The organism is Magnetospirillum moscoviense (assembly GCF_001650635.1).
GTDB classification, from domain to species: Bacteria; Pseudomonadota; Alphaproteobacteria; order Rhodospirillales; family Magnetospirillaceae; genus Magnetospirillum; species Magnetospirillum moscoviense.
Window position 1 is genome coordinate 20,350 of record NZ_LWQU01000011.1, and the last position, 14,972, is coordinate 35,321.

Annotated in this window: 17 protein-coding genes; 8 read left to right on the plus strand and 9 right to left on the minus strand. The window is 66.0% G+C overall.

Annotated elements, in window-relative coordinates:
* Position 1: 1 nt before the first annotated feature.
* Positions 2 to 664 (minus strand): hypothetical protein, encoded by a 663-nt coding sequence (locus tag A6A05_RS00505; protein WP_068496405.1) that lies wholly within the window; start codon positions 662 to 664, stop codon positions 2 to 4.
* Between the two features lie 115 nt (positions 665 to 779).
* Here A6A05_RS00505 and A6A05_RS00510 point away from each other — a divergent pair, with 115 nt between their 5' ends.
* The 5 genes from A6A05_RS00510 to A6A05_RS00530 all read left to right on the plus strand — a co-directional run bounded on the left by A6A05_RS00510 (position 780) and on the right by A6A05_RS00530 (position 4,924).
* Positions 780 to 2,858 (plus strand): ATP-binding protein, encoded by a 2,079-nt coding sequence (locus tag A6A05_RS00510; protein ID WP_068496407.1) that lies wholly within the window; start codon positions 780 to 782, stop codon positions 2,856 to 2,858.
* Between the two features lie 108 nt (positions 2,859 to 2,966).
* The gene (locus tag A6A05_RS00515; protein ID WP_068496409.1) at positions 2,967 to 3,653 is read left to right on the plus strand and encodes a response regulator transcription factor; all 687 of its coding nucleotides are present in this window, start codon (positions 2,967 to 2,969) and stop codon (positions 3,651 to 3,653) included.
* Positions 3,654 to 3,731: 78 nt separating this feature from the next.
* Entirely contained in the window at positions 3,732 to 4,238 is a 507-nt protein-coding gene (gene folK, locus A6A05_RS00520; protein ID WP_068496411.1) for a 2-amino-4-hydroxy-6-hydroxymethyldihydropteridine diphosphokinase, read from the plus strand.
* Between the two features lie 18 nt (positions 4,239 to 4,256).
* On the plus strand, positions 4,257 to 4,637 hold the full coding sequence (locus tag A6A05_RS00525; RefSeq protein ID WP_068496414.1) for a dihydroneopterin aldolase: 381 nt from the start codon (positions 4,257 to 4,259) through the stop codon (positions 4,635 to 4,637).
* Positions 4,638 to 4,732: 95 nt separating this feature from the next.
* Positions 4,733 to 4,924 (plus strand): hypothetical protein, encoded by a 192-nt coding sequence (locus tag A6A05_RS00530; protein ID WP_068496416.1) that lies wholly within the window; start codon positions 4,733 to 4,735, stop codon positions 4,922 to 4,924.
* A 28-nt stretch (positions 4,925 to 4,952) separates the two neighbouring features.
* Here A6A05_RS00530 and A6A05_RS00535 read toward each other — a convergent pair whose 3' ends face one another.
* The 3 genes from A6A05_RS00535 to glgA form a co-directional block, all read right to left on the minus strand.
* The gene (locus A6A05_RS00535; protein ID WP_082910582.1) at positions 4,953 to 5,996 is read right to left on the minus strand and encodes a sensor histidine kinase; all 1,044 of its coding nucleotides are present in this window, start codon (positions 5,994 to 5,996) and stop codon (positions 4,953 to 4,955) included.
* 71 nt (positions 5,997 to 6,067) lie between these two features.
* Positions 6,068 to 7,045, minus strand: coding sequence for a glucokinase (locus A6A05_RS00540; RefSeq protein ID WP_068496419.1), 978 nt, complete (start codon positions 7,043 to 7,045; stop codon positions 6,068 to 6,070).
* Positions 7,045 to 8,535 (minus strand): glycogen synthase GlgA, encoded by a 1,491-nt coding sequence (glgA, locus tag A6A05_RS00545; RefSeq protein WP_068496421.1) that lies wholly within the window; start codon positions 8,533 to 8,535, stop codon positions 7,045 to 7,047. The genes A6A05_RS00540 and glgA overlap by 1 nt, the downstream gene beginning before the upstream one ends.
* Before the next feature lie 155 nt (positions 8,536 to 8,690).
* Between glgA and glgC the strand changes: the two genes are divergently transcribed.
* Positions 8,691 to 9,977: a glucose-1-phosphate adenylyltransferase gene (glgC, locus tag A6A05_RS00550; RefSeq protein WP_068496423.1), complete on the plus strand. Its 1,287-nt coding sequence runs from the start codon at positions 8,691 to 8,693 to the stop codon at positions 9,975 to 9,977.
* Here the strand turns inward: glgC and A6A05_RS00555 are convergent.
* Both A6A05_RS00555 and A6A05_RS20500 read right to left on the minus strand, forming a co-directional pair.
* Positions 9,974 to 10,861 carry a DMT family transporter gene (locus A6A05_RS00555; RefSeq protein WP_156520827.1) on the minus strand — a complete coding sequence of 296 codons (888 nt, stop codon included), beginning with the start codon at positions 10,859 to 10,861 and terminating at the stop codon, positions 9,974 to 9,976. The genes glgC and A6A05_RS00555 overlap by 4 nt on opposite strands.
* A gap of 11 nt (positions 10,862 to 10,872) precedes the next feature.
* Complete coding sequence (locus A6A05_RS20500) at positions 10,873 to 12,018, minus strand: SGNH/GDSL hydrolase family protein (RefSeq protein ID WP_068496427.1); 1,146 nt, start codon at positions 12,016 to 12,018, stop codon at positions 10,873 to 10,875.
* A gap of 78 nt (positions 12,019 to 12,096) precedes the next feature.
* On the opposite strand from A6A05_RS20500, the gene A6A05_RS00565 reads away from it, so the two are divergent.
* Entirely contained in the window at positions 12,097 to 12,489 is a 393-nt protein-coding gene (locus A6A05_RS00565; protein WP_068496428.1) for an HIT domain-containing protein, read from the plus strand.
* On the opposite strand, the gene A6A05_RS20505 is transcribed toward A6A05_RS00565, so the two are convergent.
* Positions 12,486 to 12,644, minus strand: coding sequence for a hypothetical protein (locus A6A05_RS20505; RefSeq protein ID WP_156520828.1), 159 nt, complete (start codon positions 12,642 to 12,644; stop codon positions 12,486 to 12,488). The genes A6A05_RS00565 and A6A05_RS20505 overlap by 4 nt on opposite strands.
* 107 nt (positions 12,645 to 12,751) lie before the next feature.
* Here A6A05_RS20505 and A6A05_RS00570 point away from each other — a divergent pair, with 107 nt between their 5' ends.
* Positions 12,752 to 13,111: a c-type cytochrome gene (locus A6A05_RS00570; RefSeq protein WP_216635727.1), complete on the plus strand. Its 360-nt coding sequence runs from the start codon at positions 12,752 to 12,754 to the stop codon at positions 13,109 to 13,111.
* 148 nt (positions 13,112 to 13,259) lie between these two features.
* Here the strand turns inward: A6A05_RS00570 and A6A05_RS00575 are convergent, their stop codons facing one another.
* Both A6A05_RS00575 and A6A05_RS00580 read right to left on the minus strand, forming a co-directional pair.
* Positions 13,260 to 13,937 carry a DUF6969 family protein gene (locus A6A05_RS00575; protein WP_156520829.1) on the minus strand — a complete coding sequence of 226 codons (678 nt, stop codon included), beginning with the start codon at positions 13,935 to 13,937 and terminating at the stop codon, positions 13,260 to 13,262.
* Positions 13,934 to 14,950, minus strand: coding sequence for a TAXI family TRAP transporter solute-binding subunit (locus A6A05_RS00580; protein WP_245644104.1), 1,017 nt, complete (start codon positions 14,948 to 14,950; stop codon positions 13,934 to 13,936). Before A6A05_RS00580 ends, A6A05_RS00575 begins: the two co-directional genes overlap by 4 nt.
* Between the last annotated feature and the right edge of the window lie 22 nt (positions 14,951 to 14,972).

The following is a 14,972-nucleotide window of genomic DNA, read 5'->3' on the forward strand; positions in this document are numbered from 1 at the left end:
CTTACCGGCCTTCCAGCAGCGGCTTCAAGCTCTCCAGCGCCTGGGCCAGCGATTCCGCCGGAACCGAGCGCAGGTCCATTCCCATCCAGCCCGACGGCAGCTCGAAATTCTTTGGATCGACCCGGCCGATCATCAGGCGGCTCAGTTCGGTCTGGACCGGGATGTGGCGGCCGTCGGGACCGGTCAGGGTGCCGGCGGCCTTGATCATGATGCCCTCGCGGGTGAACCAGGCGTCACCGTCGAAGCGACCGCCGCGCGGCCCCTGCCCGACCACCCGGTAGCGGGTGGTCCGATGGCCGTTGACATCCTCGTCGCCCAAGGGGGTACGGCTGACGGTCAGATTGTCGATTCCACCGGCGATGACCCCCAGGGCCCTTAGGCTAAGGCCGACATACCACTTCCCCGACGGCTTCATCATCCAGGCGGAATCGAGGTCGCGCCGGATCAGGATGGTCTGGCTGCCGCCCTTGGTCATGTAGGACCGGCGCTCGCGGCCATGCTGGTGCCACAGCAATCCGCTATAGGTGCCCTTGTCGCTGGAAACAGTGAAATCGGCCGTGTAGGACACGGCGGGATCCAGCAGGTCCAGCGCCCGCTCGGCGGCGACGGCCGGCACCGCCCCCAACGACATCAGCACACTCACCAGCACCAGCAGCCATCGCATCGCAAATCCTTCCGAACGTCTCGGGTATTAACCCCTAGGAACCCTTTCGCATCGAGCACAGGTACGAGTACCATGTTCGACGAACTGCTTCAGCCGGAAAGGCATCCCCCCGCTCATGCTCGCCCACGGCGTCGCCGACCAACTGCATATGATCGACCGTGCGGTCGCGACGCTGACGCGCGCCACCGAGGCGTTGCTGAAGGCCGCCGACGAGGTGTCGCTGCTGGAAGACATCTGCCGCATCGCCGTCGATGTCGCCGGCTACCGCCTGGCCTGGGTCGGCATGCCCGAGCACACCCCGGACAGGGAGGTGTCGGCGGTTGCCGCCGCCGGCCAGGGCCGCAGCTATCTTCAGGAAATCAGTGTGGCGTGGGATGACGGGCCGCTGGGGCGCGGGCCGGTCGGCACCGCCATTCGCACCGGCCGGACCCAGGTGGTCCGGTCCATCGAGACCCATGCCGACTTCGCCCCCTGGCGCGAGGCCGCCAGCCGCCACGGCTTTCGCGCGGTCGTGTCGCTGCCGCTGGGCGAGGTGGGCGACATCGTCGGCGCCCTGAACATCTATGCCGGGGAACCCGCCGCCTTCGACGACGACACCGTACGCCTGCTGGAAGACGTCGCCCGCAACCTGACCTATGGCGTCCGCGCGCTTCGCATCAAGGCCGAGCACGACAAGGCGGTGCGCGACCTGGCCGAAAGCGAAGAACGCTACCGCTCGCTGGTCGAGATGACCCCCGACGCCATCCTGGTCCATTCCAAAGGCGTCATCTTGTACGCCAACCCGGCGGCCGGGCGGGTGTTCGGGGCCGAGGGCCGCCCGATGACCGGCTTGAACATCGTCGATCTGGTCCCGGCCGAAATGCGCGACACCATCGCGCGCCGCGTCGCCAACCCGCCAACCGGCCGGGTGCTGGCCGAGCATCCGATGTGCCGCATCGACGGCACCCCCTTCGACGCCGAAGTGGTCGGCAGCTCGGTGGCCTATCACGGCCACCCGGCCCGGTTCCTGGTCATCCGCGACGTCACCGAACGCCGTCAGGTGCAGGAACAATTGGTGCAGACCTCGAAGCTGGCCACCCTGGGCGAAATGGCCGCCGGCCTGGTGCACGAATTGTCGCAGCCCCTGAACATCATCCGCCTGACCGCCGAAGGGGCGCTGCTGTTCATGGAGCGCGGCAAGGCCACGCCCGAATGGCAGGCCCAGCAATTCGAGCTGATCGCCGAGCAGTCGCAGCGCACCGCCGAGATCATCGACGATATCCGCATCTTCTCGCGCCGCGATTCGTCGCCGATCCAGGTGTTCGACGCCATCGGCGCGGTGCGGTCGGCCTTGGCGGTGCTGGAAGGCCAGATGCGGCCCGACGAAATCGAGGTCGAGACCGATCTGCCCGAGGCGATGGTGCCGGTACGCGGGCGCCGGGTCCAGCTCGAGCAGGTGATCATGAACCTGCTGTCCAACGCCCACCATGCGCTCAAGGAAAAGCAGGCCGACCAGACCGGCGGCTGGGTCGCTACCGTGGCGGTGTCGGCCAGGCGCCGCGGCGACGGGCTGGTCATCACCGTCGAGGATACCGGCCCGGGCATTCCGCCCGCGGTGCGTCCCCGTATCTTCGAACCCTTCTTCACCACCAAGGAGGCCGGACGCGGCACCGGCCTGGGCCTGTCGGTCAGCTTCGGCATCATCAACTCGATGGGCGGGCGACTGGAAATCCAGGACCGCGCCATCGGCGCCTGCTTCACCATCACGCTTCCCGTCGATGACCTGACCGGCATCGGCCACGACCCCGAAGTGGTGCCGCCCCCACAGAATCAGTTGACGGCCACCGGCCATATCATGGTGGTCGATGATGAGAAGACCGCCGCCGCCACCGTCGGGCGCTATCTCGAGGAACTGGGCCACCGCGTCACCTTGTGCACCAGCGGCAGCCAGGCCTATGAGACCTTCATGCGCGACCCGGCCGACGTGGTGATCACCGATCTGCGCATGCCGGCCGGCGGCGGCGAGCAATTGGTCGAACGGCTGCGCGATTTCGACCCGCTGTTGCCGATCATCATCGTCACCGGCCATCTGGGCGCCACCGAGCGACTGGCCGAAAACCTGCAAGACGATCGCTGCACCGTGCTGAAGAAACCGGTGGCCCTGGCCCGCCTGGGCGACATCGTCATCGACTTCCTTCAGCCGCCCGGCGAGTAGGGCCAGCCCGCCGCCAAACGCCATTCCTTTTGGTTGGCATCCCCTAAACGCCTCAGTATAGTACCGCTACGCCGTTGCCGGGTGCGACGGAAAGCGGAGGTGCGTTCCATGCAAATTCTTGTCGCCGACGACCACAAGCTGGTGCGCGACGGCTTGAAGCCTTTTTTGCACGAGCTTGATCCCACCGCCGAGATTCTGGACGCCGCGACCTTGGACGAAGCCCTGACCGCCGCCGCCACGGCCGAGCATCTGGGCCTGATCCTGCTGGACCTGATGATGCCCGGCATGGACGGCTTGAAGGGGATCGAACGCGTCAAGACCAAGTATCCGTCGGTGCCGGTGGTGGTGGTGTCGGGCTTTTCCACCCGCGATCACGTCGTCGCCGCCGTCCAGGCCGGCGCCTCGGGCTTCATCCCCAAGACGGTCAGCGGCGCTGCCATGGTCAACGCCCTGCGCCTGGTCCTGTCGGGCGAGAAATACCTGCCGTCCAGCACCTTCTTCGAGACGCCGGGCGGCCTGAACGGGATGCCGCCCTCGCCCAATTTTTGCCGACCGAACGGCGTGCCCGCCCCCTTCGACAAGCTGTCCAAGCGCGAGGCGGAAATCCTGCTGCTGCTGGTCGAAGGTCGGACCAACAAGGAAATCGCCATCGCCCTGGACCTGCAGGAAATCACCATCAAGGTGCATCTGCGCAACGTCTACCGCAAGATCGGCGCCGCCAATCGCGCCCAGGCGGTCCGCATCGCGATGTCGTCGGGATGGGCGCCGGCCCAGCCCCAGCCGATGCAGGTCTGAACGGCCTTCATCCACGGCGCTTGCCTTTGGTTTCGATCTGACCGATTAATGCGCCCTTCATTCCGACGGTGAGAAGGCATGGCAATCGTCTATCTGGGTCTGGGCACCAATCTGGGCGACCGCTTCGCCAACCTGAGGGCGGCCATCGACGCCCTTGAGGCGGTGGGCCGGGTCGAGGCCCGCTCGAAGGTCTACGAAACCCAACCCCTTTACGTCACCGAGCAGCCGGCCTTCCTGAACATGGCGGTGCGCCTGTCGACCACGTTGACGCCACCGGCCTTGCTGGCCGAACTGAAGCGCCTGGAAGCCGCCATCGGCCGGGTCGCCTCGGTGCGCTATGGCCCGCGGCTGATCGACCTCGACATCTTGCTGTATGACGACATCGCGCACGACAGCCCCGACCTTGTCATCCCGCATCCCCGCCTGACCGAACGTCATTTCGCCCTGATCCCGCTGGCCGACATCGCGGCGTCGATCGTCCACCCCATCCACCGCCAAACCATCCGCACGCTGCTTGACGCCCTGCCCGCCGACGACGGCGTCCGCTTGGCCGACGAGATGGCGATGCGCGAGTTGGTCGCCTGACCGCAAGACGAGGAACAGATGTTCGCAAAGGGCGAAAACACCCAGCTTTACCGTATCCTGGTCCGCGACCTGGTCTTGAAGTGCTCGATCGGCATCCACGCCCATGAATTGCTGGCCCCCCAACGGGTCCGCGTCAACGTCGATATGGCGGTGTTCGAACTGGCCGGCCCGCAATCGGACGACATCGCCAACGTCGTGTCCTACGAGGACATCATCGAAGGCATCAAGACCATGCTGGCCAACGGCCACATCAATCTGGTCGAGACCCTGGCCGACAAGATCGCCGCCCTGTGCCTGACCGACGACCGCGTCAATTCGGTGCGGGTGCGGGTGGAAAAGCTGGACGTCTACGCCGAGGCCGCCTCGGTCGGCATCGAGATCGAACGTCGGCGCGACTGACCGACGGCTTCGCGTTTTCAATATGAGGATATTGACAGGCACTACTCCTAAAGGGTAAGCTTTCACTCAGCAAACCTACACCCTAAGAGTAAGCCATGCCCCAGGATGTCTCGCCGCCCGTCTCGCCCAACGGCCTCTCGGCCGACAACGCCCTTCGGGTCCTGCTGCTGACGTCGTTTTATGCCGGCGCGGTCTTTTTCGCGGTGGCGTTCTCGCCTAGCATGGGCTTTGCGCCCAATCAGCACGGTCCGCTGGCTGTCGCCAGCCAAAGCGCCGCGCTGCGCTAACCCGGACTTTTCAGGATAAGGTCGCTGATCACGCCTGGGCCGCGGCGGCATCGGCCTTGACGACCCGGGCGGCCGGCAGGCGAACCACGACCTGGGTGCCGTTATTGGGGAAGCTGTCCAGCTTCAGCGATCCGCCATGCAATTCCACCAGCCCGCGGGCGATCGGCAGACCAAGGCCGGGGCCGTCATAGCTGCGGGTATAGCTGGATTCACCGCGATCCAGCGGCCGCAACACGCGGTCGATGTCACCCGGGCGGATTCCGATGCCGGTGTCCGAGACCTCGAAGACGAAATCACCCGATTCGGCGACACGACACCTGAGTTCCACCCGGCCGCCGGCCGGGGTGTACTTGACCGCGTTGGACAGCACGTTCAGCAAGACCTGCTTGATGCGGCGGGCATCGACCCGCAACTCGGGCAGATCGGCGATCGGTTCGACGAACAGCAGCACCCGATTGCTGTCGGCCTTGGGACGGATCAGACGGGCCACGGATTCCACCAATTCCGACGGATGGACTTGTTCCTCGCGCAGATCGACGCGGCCCGATTCGATTTGCGACACATCCATGATGTCGTCGATCAATTGCAGAAGATGCTGCCCGGATTCCTCGATGCCGGCGGCATATTCGCGATAGCGCGCGCTGCCCAGCGGCCCCAGCATCTCGTTGCGCATGACCTGCGAGAAGCCAATCACCGCATTCAACGGCGTCCGTAATTCGTGACTGATATTGGCCAGGAACTCGGTCTTGGCCTGGCTGGACCGTTCGACCTCGCGCTTGGCCTCGGCCAGTTCCTCGGCCAGGATTATCTTGGTGGTGAAGGACCGGGCCAGCAATCCCACCCCCATGGCCACCAGCGCCGAGATGGCCAGCAAGATGAGTTCCGACATCTCGTCTATCGGGCGGCCGGCCAGCCAATCGAGCAACGCATGGACCCGGCGCCACACCATCAGGATCATGCCGGCGCTCAACACCAGCCAGCCCAGACTCCAGCCATCGCGACGGGCGATGCCCAGGGCCACAAGGGCTGCTGCAATTTGCAGCGAAATCGACAGGCCTAGTACGGCAAGCATGGACACCCCACTGGCGCGGTTCCACTGTTACTATGGGCGGCCCACCCTAACTCAACACCCCATACACACGGTTACTCGCCAATGGGTTCATCCCGGCGACACATGGCCGCCAGGCCGGCAAATGCCGGTTCTGGATGCAGGATCAACCAGACCGGGATCTCGGACAGGTAGGGGCCAAAACGGCCCTTGTCTTCGAAGCGACGGCGGAAGTCCGAAGTTCGAAAGGCATCCTTGACGCGCGGCAGGATGCCGCCAGCGATGAACACGCCGCCCTTGGCGCCCAGGCTGAGCGCCAAATTGCCGGCAACCGTGCCCATCATGGCGAAGAACATCCGCAAGGTATCGGCGCACACCGGGCAGCCCCCGGCCCCGGCCTGTTCCAGCACCCAGGGCGGCGTCACCTCGGCCGCAGGCGTGACGCCCTTCAGCGTGCACAGCGTCTGGTACAGGTTGACCAGTCCCGGCCCCGACAACACCCGTTCGGCCGAAACGTGGCCGTAGCGGGCGCGCAGGATATCCAACACTTGGGCTTCACGCGGGTCGGTGGCGGCCATGGTGACGTGGCCACCCTCGGTGGCCAGGGCCACCCACTCGCCCGATGGTGTCGGCACCAGGCCCGACACCCCCAGGCCGGTCCCCGGCCCCAGCACCGCGATGGGAGCGCCGGCAAGAGGCGCCCCGCCGCCCATCGTCATCAGGTCGGCACCGTGGATATGGCGCACCGACAGCGCGACCGCAGTGAAGTCGTTGACCACCTGCAGCCGCTCGAAGCCCAACCTGGCCTGCAGTTCGGCGATGGAAAAGGACCAGGCGGCATTGGTCATCTCGACCCGATCGCCCGACAGCGCCGAGGCGACGGCGAAGGCACCGGCCACCGGCGCTTTCGCCGGCTTCATATGATCGAGAAACAGTTGGGCGGCTTCGGCCGGGCCGGCATGCTCGCGGCAGCGATAGACCATCATCTCGCCGATGGCACCGCTTTCATCGACCAGGGCGAAGCGGGCGTGGGTTCCCCCGATGTCGGCGATCAGCGCCGGCAGCCCGGCCATCAGACGCCCCCCTTGCGACGCTTGCCGCCGGCCTGCGGCACCAGCCCCTGGTACAGCGACTGATAGCGCGCAGCCGAGCGCTTCCAGCTGAAATCCTGGGCGACGCAGGTCTTCTGGATCTTGGTCCAGGTTTCGGGCTGGCGAAACAGCCCGACGGCCCGTTCGACGCACCATTGGAAGGCGCCGGCATTGGCGTGCTCGAAGGTGAAGCCGGTGGCGGTGCCGGTCATCAGCCCATCATAGGTGGCATCGACCACGGTATCGGCCAAGCCGCCGGTGGCGTGCACCACCGGCACGGTGCCGTAGCGGAAGGCGTAGAACTGGGTCAGGCCGCAGGGTTCGAAACGCGACGGCATCAACAGCATGTCGCCGGCCGCCAGCAACTGGTGGGCCAGCTTCTCGGAATAGCCGATGGTCACCGCGACCTGACGCGGGCTGGTGGCGGCGGCAGCGCGGAAGCCTTCCTCGAGCGAATGGTCGCCGGTCCCGACCACCGCCACCTGCGCCCCCATCCGCAGCAAGGCAGGCATCGCCGCCAGCACCATGTCCAGGCCCTTCAGGTCGTTGATGCGGCTGACCACCACCAGAAGCGGCGCGGCCGGATCGATGGCCAAGCCCAACTCGGCCTGCAGGGCGGCCTTGTTGGCGGCCTTGCCGGCGGTGAAGTCGGACGGCACGTAAGTGTGCGGCAGGAACGGATCTGAATCGGGGGTCCAGACCCGGTAATCGGCACCGTTCAAGATGCCGTCAAGGTCGGCGGCGCGGTGCGCCAACAGCCCTTCCATCCCCGAACCGTGCGGCGCCGCCTGGATTTCGCGGGCGTAACGCGGGCTGACGGTGGTCAGGCGGTCACTATAGAACAGGCCGGCCTTCAGGAACGACAGCTGGTCATAGAATTCCAGCCCCTCCATCTGGAACAGCTCCCACGGCAGGCCCAGGCGCGGCACCGAATCCTTGGGGAACACGCCCTGATAGGCGATGTTGTGGATGGTGAACACGGTCGCCGGCCGCTCGGCCGGAACCCAGGCATGCAGATAGGCCGGGGCCAGGCCGGTCTGCCAGTCATTGCCGTGCAGCACTTGCGGCCGCCACTTGACCGGGCTGTCCTCGGTCGACAGCCGGGCCGCCGCCCACGACAGCAGGCCGAAGCGCAAAAGATTGTCGGGATAATCGTTGCCGGCCCGGTCCTGATAAAGCCCGCCGGCCCGCCGATACATGGCCGGGCAGTCCAGCAGCCACAAGGGCACCCCCGATCCCGGCAGCTTGGCCGAGACCAGTGACACAGTGTCGCCGATCCCGAAGGGGTCGCCCAGATCGCCGACCTGGCGCTTGCCTTCGGCCAGGTCCAGGGCTTCCGGATAGGCCGGCATCAGCACGCGAATGTCGGTGCCGGCCTCGGTCAGCGCCGCCGGCAGCGCCCCCGACACGTCGCCCAGCCCGCCGGTCTTGGCCAGGGGAAACACCTCGGACGAAGCGAACAGCACGCGCATGACCCAATCCCCTGTGCCACGAAATTGCAATGCCTAAGCCTAGCCCAACCCGACCGGCGGCGAAAGCGGAACCACCCACCCGGCGGGGGCGGTTGTATCCGCCCGGCGATTGTGGCACCAATGCCCCGGGGGCACGGACAAGAGAGGGAGCGGGAATGGCGAAGCATGACGAACGGACCGGCCATGAATGGGAAGCCAACCTTCGGCTGCGGCGCACGCTGGCGCTGGTGCTGGCCGGCGGGCGCGGCTCGCGCCTGGGCGCGCTGACCGACTGGCACGCCAAGCCGGGCATTCCGTTCGCCGGCAAGTTCCGCATCATCGACTTCACCTTGTCCAACTGCATCAATTCGGGCATCCGCCGCGTCGGCGTGCTGACCCAGTACAAGGCGCATTCGCTGATCCAGCACATTCAGCGCGGCTGGGGCTTCCTGCGCGGCGAGTTCGGCGAGTTCATCGAATTGCTGCCGGCCCAGCAGCGCACCGACGGCGAGGCCTGGTACAAGGGCACCGCCGATGCCGTCTACCAGAACCTCGACATCATCCGCAGCCACAAGCCGGAATTCGTCTTGGTCCTGGCCGGCGACCATGTCTACAAGATGGATTACGCCAAGATGCTGGCCCACCACATGGCCAGCGGCGCCGACACCACCGTCGCCTGTCTTGAGGTGCCGCTGGAGGAAGCCAAGGGCTTCGGCGTCATCGCCGTGGACGATGACGATTCCATCATCCGTTTCGACGAAAAGCCCGAGAATCCGCGGCCCACGCCCACCGACCCGACCAAGGCGCTGGCCAGCATGGGCATCTATATCTTCAACGCCAATTTCCTGTACGAGCAATTGCTCGAGGATTCCGAGACCGCCGGAACCGAACACGATTTCGGCAAGAACATCATCCCCCGCCTGGTCGGCAAGCATCGGCTGGTGGCGCACCGCTTCCAGGATTCCTGCGTCATGCATGACGGCGCCACCGAACATTACTGGCGCGACGTCGGCACGCTGGACGCCTATTGGGAAGCCAATATCGACCTGACCACCATCACGCCGTCCTTGAACATCTACGACGATTCGTGGCCGATCTGGACCTATCAGGCGCAATTGCCGCCGGCCAAGTTCGTGTTCGACAATGACGAGCGCCGCGGCATGGCGGTGGACAGCATGGTGTCGGGCGGCTGCATCATCTCGGGCGCCACCGTGCGCCGCTCGCTGCTTTACTCGAACGTCCGGGTCAATTCCTATGCCCTGGTCGAGGACACCGTGGTCCTGCCCAACTGCGACATCGGCCGCCATGCCCGGCTCAAGAAATGCATCGTCGATCAGGGCTGCACCATCCCACCGGGGCTGGTGGTCGGCGAGGACCCGGTGCTGGATGCCCAGCGTTTCTTGCGCAGCGACAAGGGCGTCACCTTGATCACCCCCGACATGCTGCGGAACCTGGGGGACTAGGCTTTCTTGCGTCCGGCCAGGAACAAGCCGCCGAAGATCAGGGCGGCGCCGGCGGCGTGGAAGGTGCGGAACTCCTCGCCCAGCAGGAGGATTCCCAGGATCGCCGCGAACAGGGGGATCAGATAGGTGAACTGGCCGGCGGTGGCGGCGCCGACGATCACCACGCCATTGTTCCAGAAATAATAGGCCGCCAGCGAGGCGAACACCGACGTATAGGCGATCACCGCCAGATTGCGCGCGGAAAGCTCGAGCGAGGCCCCCATCGCCGCCTCCCACAGATAGAACGGAGCCGCCGCCACCACGCCGACGATCATCAGCGCGGTCAGCAAGGTGAACGGCGCCAGCGGAACCGGGAAGCGCTTCAGCATCACCGAGTAAAGCGCCCACGACAAGGTGGCGGCCAGCATGATGGCGTCGCCCGGCGTCAGCCCGACCTCGGCCACCCGCCACGGCTGGCCCTTGGTCACCACCAGAGCCACCCCGGCCACCGACACGACAATACCAAGCAGGGCGCGACCACGGATCGGCTCGCCCAGCCACAACCTGGCCAGCAGCAGTACCATCAGCGGCAACGAACTGCCGACCAGGGTGGCGTTGATGGCGGTGGTGGTCTGCAGCGACAGGTACAGCAGGGCGTTATAGGCGGCGACGCTGACCAGGCCTTGTGCCAGCAGGTGATGCCAATGGGCGCGCACGATGTCGGCATGGCGCCACAGGTCGCGCAGGGTGAACGGCGCCAGCAGGGCCAGGGCCAACACCCAGCGCCAGAAATTCAAGGCGACCGGCGGGATATCGCCGACGCTGGCCCGGGCCATCACGGCGTTGCCGGCCCAGAACAGGGCCGGCAGGACCAACAGGAACAGCCAGCGCGTGCGACGGGTCAAGGCGAGCCCAATCAAGGAAGCAGGGACTTGTCGAGCACGTGGCGCACCACCGTTTCGGCGATGGCGCGGTTGAAGGACGGGCTGTAATCGACGATATCGACATAGGCATTGCCGGTCGCCGGTTCCAGTTCCGCCAGCCACAAAGTCTCGGGCTCGGTCGGCCGACCGGCGGCGCGGGCCTCGGCCAGGCGGGAATATCCCTTGGCGACACCGACCAGCGGGGCCATCTCGGTCGGGGAAACCGGCACCAGCCGTTTGGCATTGTCGTAAGCGAAGGTCGGCACCGGCTGCTGGACGAACAACACCTTGAAGCCCAAACGGTCGGCCATCGCCAAGATCATGCGGCGATTGACCTCAAGACGGGCCAGCGCCCGTTCGACCTCGGAATCGTGGGTGCAGACCAACGGCAGCAGGCCCTTGGCCGGCGGCGACCGCAGCCGTCCTGCCAGCTTGGCCAGGGCCGAGTGGGCCACCATGGTCGCCAGGCTGGGCTTGGCCTCGGTGGCCGCCAATTGCTCGCTGAAGGCGGTGCGGTCGGAACCATCGCAGCGCCGCAAGTCCTCGAACCCATCGATGAAGATCGCCAGGTCCGGCTTGTTGCCGGCCACCACCATCTGCTCCAGCGCGATTCGTTCCTGGGTCGAAATCCAGCCGGGCACACCGAAATTGAACACCCGCGCCGATTTGCCGGCCTCGAGCAGCAAGGTATCAAGATAGGCCGGGATGGTCTGGCCATCGGCATTGCCGGTCCCGAACACGGCGGAACCGCCGAAAACGAACACCTTGGCGCCTTCGCCCTCGACACGGGGCACCATCCGCCAGCCATCGGGCCCGACGGTGACGTGCTTTCCCGCGAAGGGCTTCATGCGATATTCGACCAACGGCCAATAACCGGCATCGCCCAGGTCGCGCATTTCGCCCAACATCTCGCGCACCGGGCCGGCATCCTCGACCCCGTAGAGCTGGGATATCTGCTGATCGCTCAAGGTGGAACTGGCGTTCGGACGCGGCTCGGGTATTCTGAGCAAGACGATCCCAGCCACCAACTCGGCCACCGGCAGCAAGACCAGCAGCAGCAGGCAAAGCCGGGGGATCATCCGGGCCAGGGCGGCGAGCGGGTTGAACTCGGCTCGGGTGCGGAGGCGGCGACGGCGCATCAAGGTCCCTTGGCGGTGGGGGCGTTGCCGCTGGTGATACCGCGAATAGCAACGACTGGCAACGAGGAGCTGGAATCAATGTTCGAGTTGCACCCCAGATTGACGGCCGACACCATCCCGGTAACCGACTGGCCGCTGTGTCGGGTCATGCTGATGCGCGACGCCAATTATCCGTGGTTGGTCCTGGTGCCGCGCCGCCACGGCGTGACCGAAATCCACGAACTGGACCAAAGCGACCGCCAGACCCTGATCGAGGAGATCGCGGCGGCATCGCAACGGCTGCAGAACCTGACCCAGGCCTACAAGATCAACGTCGCCGCGCTGGGCAACGTGGTGCAGCAACTGCATGTCCACGTCATCGCCCGCTTCACCACCGACCCGGCTTGGCCCAATCCGGTGTGGGGCGCCGTTCCGGCCAAGCCCTACGCCGATTCCGAAATGACCCGCCTTTTGGGGGCTTTTGCCAGCTAGATGAGGTTGAAGTTCAGCGCGTCCTGAAACATAATGCCGCCCGCGCCAAGAACCTCGACAGAAGACCCAAGGGAGAGAACGCATTCCATCGCGCCGGCCCTGGCCTTTTTCAGGCCCGCCGCCCTGCCGCCGCGATCAAGCCCAACTTCCGCCACGAAGTGACCCTATCCTGCGAAGCGGATCAGCGGAAATCCCGTTGCCCGCCCCGATGTCGAGACAAGCTTTAAGTTCCTTTGACCAACCCACAATCGAGTTTTGGGAGATGATGATGAAGAAGATCGGTCTGGCTGTCGCCGCCCTGCTGCTGGCCCCCGTGGTCGCCAACGCCCAGGAGGCTCCGGCCGCCTTCAACCAGTGCAAGGCTTGCCACAAGGTCGAAGCCGGCAAGCATGGCGTCGGCCCGTCGCTGGCCGGCGTCGCCGGCAAGAAGGCCGGCCACGCCGAAGGCTTCAAGTATTCCGAGGCCCACAAGGCCTCGGGCCTGACCTGGGACGATGCCACCCTGGGCAAGTACCTGGCCGACCCCAAGGGCACCATCCCCGGCAACAAGATGGCCTTCGCCGGCCTGAAGAAACCGGAAGACGTCGCCGCCGTCGTCGCCTACCTGAAGACCCTGAAGTAGTCTTCGTCCGGTCCGGGCGTTCCCTTGGACGCCCGGACCGGATATCCGAAGAAAGGCCGCCGCGCGCCCACTGGGCCGGCGGCCTTTTTTGTTGTCCGCGTAAAAGTCCTTCGCTTCGCTCAGTGGACTTTATTCACGAGAGCCTGATTTATCGCTCGAGCGCGTTTTGCAGATCGGCCCGCCACGCCGACACCGAGATCTGGCGGCGCGACGTCACCTCGAGCGCCGCGTCATCCAGGGCATCGGCACCGGGATGGGCTTGGCGCCAGCGCTCGATCTCGGCATCGCGCTCGCAGGCCAACGCGACGATGATCGGGCGGAACAGCGCCACCAAGGCCGTCAGCCACGCCCCCACCCGAGCGTGCCGCCCCCCCGTCACCGAGAAATACGGCAGCATGCGGGCGACGGATTCGGCCGAATACCAGGCCTCGCCGGTCACCCAGCGGTTGGTGGTGAACAATTCCGCCGCGCTGCCATCGGGTCCGAAACCGACGGCGATCAGATGGCAGGGCGCGTCCGGCTCGCCCTCGATTCCGATCAGCGGACGGATTTCGGGCGGCATGCCCTTGGGCCGCAGGAACAGATGGATGTGGCCGTACTCGTTGCCGCGATGGATGTGATAGTAGAACTGGGAGTGGGTGGCGAAATCATAGACGTCGCCCTCGGGATAATGGCGAAACGGCGCGACGCGGCCACCGCCGGTCAACAGGCCGGCCGGATCGTCGCCCGCCGCCCGCAGCGCTTGCTCCAAGCGCGCCACCTCCTCGCCAGCCAGGATCAAGCTGGTCAGTTCGGCGGGAGGCAGCGACTCGAGCAGGGCGGTCACCTCAGATTGGTCTCCGTGTAGAAGCGGTCGGCGCCGTCATGCGGCTTGATGGTCAGGCCTTCCTTGGCTGTGGTGTTTTTGGTCAGGCCTTTCAAGACCGGATGCAGGCGGGTGAACGAACCGAAATTCGCGTGCACCGCCTTCAAGACACCACTGACATCGTCGGCCGACAGCCGGGTGGTGCCGACCAGCACGGCCTTGACCTGCAGCGAGGCCAGGTCTTCCTTCAGACTTTCATAGGTGCCCTTGCGGATCATGGCATGGGCGAACCACGGCGACCTTTTCAGGAAGGCCTCGGCCCCCTTGATGGACACCGGGATGGCCACCGCGTCGCATTCGTCGATCGCCGCCTGGGCCTCGGTCATCGGGTGGATTCCGGTGAAGAAGGCGGCGTCGATATTGCCCTCGCACAGTTCCACCGCCTGGTCCGACAGGTCCAATTCCACCGCCGGCGACAGGTCGCCCTCGGTCAGGCCGGCGGATTCGATCACGGCCTCGGCCATGCCGCGCTGGAACGAACCCGGCCGCCCCAGATTGACCCGCTTGCCCTTGAGGTCGGCCAGGGCCTTGATTGCCGCCCCCTGGCGGGCCAGCACCAGAACCGTCTCGCCGTGCAGGCTCATGATGGCGCGCAGATCGGGGAACGGCCCCGCTTCCTTGAACCCTTCGCGGCCCTGCACGGCCATTTGTGCCGCCCTGGCCTGCAAGATGGCGAGGTCGGCCTCGCCGGACCGCAGCGAGGCGATGTTGGCCGCCGATCCCGACGACGGCATCACCGCGCAGCCGCGCCCCTGCGGCCGCTCCTTGTTGAGGATGCGGCACACCGCGCCGGCCGCCGGGAAGTAGTAGCCGGTCACCTCGCCCGAGGCGATCACCAGCGGCCGCTGATCGGCCGGAGCGGCCGCCCCCGGAACCTGCGCCGTCATCGGCCGCGGTTCGCTGGCTTCACCCGCGACCGGCATGGCCACCACCATCACCATCGTTGCGACCATGGCCGCCTTCAGACACGTCAACGGATCATCCTCCCATCCGGGG